This window comes from Caballeronia sp. M23-90 (assembly GCF_053574605.1).
Window position 1 is genome coordinate 1 of sequence record NZ_JBSIPA010000493.1, and the last position, 4,776, is coordinate 4,776.

Below are 4,776 nucleotides of genomic sequence, written 5' to 3' on the forward strand. Positions count from 1 at the left end.
TGAAGCTGGTGCTGCCGCCCGCCGTCCTCGCGGCGCTGCCGGGGGCGGAAGTTGCATCGATGACCGTCGCCTGAAGCACGCGCTCATATTCTCATGGCGTTTGCGTAGTTCAGGTTCGGCGCGTGCAGGTATAAGTCACTATGACCGACATGAGCGGCCGACGGCGCCAAACGCTCAGGCGAGCGTTCGCGGAGCCGCCGCCGTCACGTCGATTTGCGATGGCAACAGCTTGAGCTTGTAGAACGCGTCCGCAATGCGCTGCTGATTCGCCAGCGCATCGCGGGAAATGGGTTCGGTCCCATATTTGAGCCGCGTGAGCGCCGTGATGACGATGGGTTGCGGGATGCCCCACAAACGCGAAAACTCCGCCGCCGCCGGTTCGCGGTTCTCCGATATCCAGTGGTCGATGCCACCAATTTCATTGAGCACGGCGCGCAGCACGTCGTCGTTCTTCTGCACATATGTACGCGACGTGAAATAGAACGCGCGGTTCTGGACCACGCCGCTGCCGTCCGCCACGATCCGCGCCTTGCTGGTCGACTGCACGACCGCGAGGAACGGGTCCCATATCACCCATGCATCGACTGCTTTTTGCTCGAAGGCCGCGCGGGCATCGGCGGGAGAAAGAAAGACCGGCGTGATATCGGCGTACTCGATGTTCGCATTCTCCAGCAATCGCAACAGCAGGAAATGCGCGTTCGATCCCTTGGTCAACGCAATGCGCTTGCCCTTCAACTGCGCAACCGACTTTACCGGCGAGTCCTGCTGCACCACGAGCGCCTCGCTTGCCGGCCGCTGCGCAGTCTGACCGTAGTAGACGAACGGCGCCCCTGCAGCTTGCGCAAAAACGGGCGGCGCTTCCCCCACATCGCCGAAATCGATGGAACCCACGTTCAGCGCTTCGAGTTGCGGCGGCCCGGACGGAAACTCGGTCCATTCGACGCGCACGCCCAGCGGCGTCAGCCGGTGTTCAAGCGTTCCACGACCTTTGAGGATGCTGAGCAATCCCTTCTGATAACCAATCCGCAACGACCTCGTGGTTTGCGCGGTATTGCCTTGCGCATGAGCAAGCGGCAACGCGCATGAGGCTGCAAGCGTAAGACCACTTGCTACGAAACGACGGCGACTTGAAGAATGGAAACGATTCATGGATCTGTGGAGACGGTTGCGGGATTGACGCGGGCGGTTGCCGACGCATCGCAAGCATACGGTCGGCTATCCAGCGGGCAAACCAACAAGAAGCGCAATGCTTATTCATTCGTGCCGGATCGACATATCGATATCGAATTTGCTTGGTTCTCAAGCGCCTTTCAAAGGTTTAAGTTGATCGGCGTGTCGCGTTTCTTTCCTCCCTTTTTTCTTGATTCCGAACCATGCCTGATTGGACATTCCTCGCTGCTGCCATCGCGCTCGGCGTGACGCTTGCGTCGCCGGCGAGCCATGCCGCTGAGACGAACGAGTTGCGCATCGGCTTCGTGCCCGGTCCCTATTCCGATGAATTCAAACTCGGCGTTGAACCGGTCTTGCGCCAGAAAGGCTATTCGATCAAGTACGTGGAGTTCAGCACGGGACTGGAGGCGAATCAGGCGGTGTATCGTGGAGAGATCGCCGCCGATGTCATGCAGCACGAGGTCTACCTGAAGTCCTACAACGATCGCAATGGAACGGATCTGGTCGGCGTCGTGCAAGTCCCGACGCCGCCCATGGGCCTGTATTCCAGGAAGCATCACGCGCTGACCGAAGTGAAAGCGGGCACGACCGTCGCGGTCCCGAACGACCCGGTCAATCTGGAACGCGCGCTGAAGATCCTCCAGCAGATCGGCTGGATCAAGATCAAGCCGAACGCCAATCCGGTGGATGTCACCGAGCGCGATGTGATCGCCAATCCGGCGGGAATCAAGATCGTGCCGCTGGAATCGGCGCAGGCGCCACGCGCTCTGGACGATGTGGATTTTGCCGCGATCCAGGGGAATTTCGCGATCTTCAGCGGCTACAAGCTGACCGATGCCCTTGCGCTAGAACAGATGACGCCGCCGTACATCAATCAGGTCGTGGTCAAGGCCGCGAACAAGACTGCTCCGGTGACGCAGGCGATTGTCAGTGCATACCAGTCGCCATCATTTCAGCAAGCGATCCTGAACAACCATTTCTACGATGGCTTCCGCTTGCCCGAGTATTTCGCGCGCAAGCAATAGATTTGCCGCAAGTTGCCAGCCTGAAGAGAAGCCGCGCGTTACACCCCAGCTTGCTAAGATGGCGGCTCTTTTTGCCATTTGAACAACATGGTCACCACGCCCATCACCCCGGCGCTGTTACGCGGCGCTCTCGAATACGAACACACCGGACGGGGCGTTATGCCGCATCGCCTGCCTCAGCGTGCGCGTGTTCAATGCGCCGATCCTCAACTGGCGATGGCCGAGGCGCAGCCCTCGGGCGTACGGCTGATATTCCGCACGCACGCGACGAATATCGAACTCGATGTCCTGCCTACGCGTTATTTGTACGCCGGCGCCCCGCCACGGCCGGCGGGCGTGTACGACCTGCTTGTCGATGGCAAGCTCCTGCGCCAAAGCAGCGCATCCGGTGGCGACATCGTGACGATCGACATGGCGACTGGCACGGCATCGAAGCAATCGGGTCCGGTCGCCACTCTCCGGTTCAACGACCTCCCTGCTCACGACAAGACAATCGCAATCTGGCTGCCGTACAACGAAATCACTGAGCTGATCGCGCTGCGTACCGACGCGAAAATCGACCATGCCGCCGATACCGGACGAAAGGTCTGGCTGCATCATGGAAGCTCGATCAGCCATGGTTCGAACGGCGACAGCCCCACCTCGACATGGCCTGCGCTCGCCGCCTCCCTCGGCGGCGTGGAGCTGATCAATCTCGGCTTCAGCGGCAGCGCATTACTCGACCCGTTCACCGCGCGAGCGATGCGCGACACACCCGCCGATCTGATCAGCCTGAAAATTGGCATCAACCTGGTCAACACCGACCTGATGCGCCTGCGCGCGTTCACGCCGGCGGTGCACGGCTTTATCGATACGATCCGCGATGGTCATCCGGCCACGCCGCTGCTGATCATCTCGCCGATCCACTGCCCGATACACGAGGACACGCCCGGCCCTGGCGCGTTCGACCTCACCGCGCTTGCAGGCGGCAAGGTTTCGTTTCGCGCGACGGGCGACCCTGCCGAGCGCACGTCCGGGAAACTGACGCTGACCGTCATCCGCGATGAACTGCAGCGCATCGCAGAGCAACGCGCCGCCACGGACCCCCATCTTCATTATCTCGACGGACTCGCGCTCTACGGTCAAGCCGATTTCGCCGAGCTGCCGCTGCCGGATCAACTGCATCCGGATGGCCGCACGCATCGGCGCATGGGCGAACGGTTTGCGAAGCTCGCGTTCGGGCGTGATGGTTTGTTTGGCATCGAGTAATCGACGCCACACGCCTCCGCGCTTGCGATTTAACTACGCCGTTTCTTCGACAACACGATGGTCTCGAAGAGCTCATAGTCCGCGGTCGGCGTCTAGTCGGCGCCGGGCGCGTGATAGTAGTTCATCGTGATCGTCGTATTGCCATGCCGTGTGCCGGGATCGTGATCGAATACCGCGATGCCGTAGCCCGTTCCCGTATCGCGCTGAGCCGACCAGATTGCGTCTTCCAGTGCATCGGCCGGGCGGCGCAAGAACGTATTGGCCGACGTGCCGGGTATGGGGCGATTCGGCTTGGTGAAGATTTGCGCCTGCGGGTTGCCCGTGCCGGCATCGAGCCCGTAGACATCGAGCGGCGCGCTCGTGCCGCCGCCACCGAGAATCAGGTGAACAGTACCGTGCGATGTATCGATAGGTTCGTTCGCGCGGCGAGCCGTCGCGACGGGTTTCGGCTGCAGCGTATCGACGCGCTCGCCGGTGACCGCATCGAATCCTGCATGGTGATTGCAGCCGCGCACCGGATGGCTGCGCTCGTAGTCGTGATCGTGGCCGCACAGCACGAGGTCGACGCCGTATTGATCGAAGAGCGGCAGCCATGCTTCCCGAATGCCTTTGTCCGACCCGTTGCCCGTCTTCGATGAACTCAGCGCATCCTGATGCATCTGCACGATGATCCAGTCGATGTCGTCGTCATCGGCCGCATGGCGCAAGGTCTTTTCGAGCCAGCGCGTCTGCTCACCCTTGCTGTAGCCGCGTATGTAGAACGAGGTGCCGGGTTCGACTGGCGGATTGCCGGTGCTCGCGGCCGGCACCAGCGGATTGGGCCCGGCCACGAAAGCCGCGGCGTCCTGATAGACGACATCGTCTGCATCCAGCGATACAAACAGGATCGAACTCACACGAAAGCTGTACCAGCGGCCGCGAAAACGCGTGCCGTTGTCGGGCAGTGTGTAACGTGTGAGATACGAATCGAAGCCCTGCTCGCCGTTGTGGAACTCGACCTCATGATTGCCCGGACAAGGCATCCACGGCCGATTGGCCGCCGACGTCTGCGCGTTGTTGCCGAAATCTCGCCACACTTCCGGTTGATGCGCCGGGTTGAGGTTGGCGTAGCAAAGATCGCCGTTGAGCAGATGAAACAACGGCTGGAAGCGCTCGACGGCTTGCACGGCAAAACGGCTTTGCGGCGATGTCAGCACCCAGCCGGTGTTGGCCGCCGACGTCTGCGCGTTGTTGCCGAAATCTCGCCACACTTCCGGTTGATGCGCCGGGTTGAGGTTGGCGTAGCAAAGATCGCCGTTGAGCAGATGAAACAACGGCTGGAAGCGCTCGACGG

General features: G+C 61.2%; 4 protein-coding genes and 1 pseudogene. 3 read left to right on the plus strand and 2 right to left on the minus strand.

Going from position 1 to position 4,776, the window contains the following annotated elements; all coding sequences use genetic code 11:
• Positions 1 to 174 precede the first annotated feature (174 nt).
• Positions 175 to 1,149, minus strand: coding sequence for a sulfonate ABC transporter substrate-binding protein (locus tag ACRXB1_RS30775; protein ID WP_449494193.1), 975 nt, complete (start codon positions 1,147 to 1,149; stop codon positions 175 to 177).
• On the opposite strand from ACRXB1_RS30775, the gene ACRXB1_RS30780 reads away from it, so the two are divergent.
• From ACRXB1_RS30780 to ACRXB1_RS30790, 3 genes are all read left to right on the plus strand, one after another.
• On the plus strand, positions 1,135 to 1,419 hold the full coding sequence (locus ACRXB1_RS30780) for a hypothetical protein (RefSeq protein WP_449494194.1): 285 nt from the start codon (positions 1,135 to 1,137) through the stop codon (positions 1,417 to 1,419). The two genes, ACRXB1_RS30775 and ACRXB1_RS30780, sit on opposite strands and share 15 nt — an antisense overlap.
• Positions 1,374 to 2,195 carry a MetQ/NlpA family ABC transporter substrate-binding protein gene (locus tag ACRXB1_RS30785; RefSeq protein WP_449494195.1) on the plus strand — a complete coding sequence of 274 codons (822 nt, stop codon included), beginning with the start codon at positions 1,374 to 1,376 and terminating at the stop codon, positions 2,193 to 2,195. The genes ACRXB1_RS30780 and ACRXB1_RS30785 overlap by 46 nt, the downstream gene beginning before the upstream one ends.
• Before the next feature lie 87 nt (positions 2,196 to 2,282).
• The gene (locus ACRXB1_RS30790; protein WP_449494196.1) at positions 2,283 to 3,443 is read left to right on the plus strand and encodes a GDSL-type esterase/lipase family protein; all 1,161 of its coding nucleotides are present in this window, start codon (positions 2,283 to 2,285) and stop codon (positions 3,441 to 3,443) included.
• Positions 3,444 to 3,538: 95 nt separating this feature from the next.
• Here ACRXB1_RS30790 and ACRXB1_RS30795 read toward each other — a convergent pair.
• Positions 3,539 to 4,776, minus strand: a pseudogene (locus ACRXB1_RS30795) (metallophosphoesterase); the annotation flags it as partial.

Bases quoted from the DNA above. Each gene is read 5' to 3' on its own strand.
- ACRXB1_RS30775 (WP_449494193.1), bottom strand. From the start codon at position 1,149: ATGAATCGTTTCCATTCTTCAAGTCGCCGTCGTTTCGTAGCAAGTGGT.
- ACRXB1_RS30785 (WP_449494195.1), top strand. From the start codon at position 1,374: ATGCCTGATTGGACATTCCTCGCTGCTGCCATCGCGCTCGGCGTGACG.
- ACRXB1_RS30780 (WP_449494194.1), top strand. From the start codon at position 1,135: ATGGAAACGATTCATGGATCTGTGGAGACGGTTGCGGGATTGACGCGG.
- ACRXB1_RS30790 (WP_449494196.1), top strand. From the start codon at position 2,283: ATGGTCACCACGCCCATCACCCCGGCGCTGTTACGCGGCGCTCTCGAA.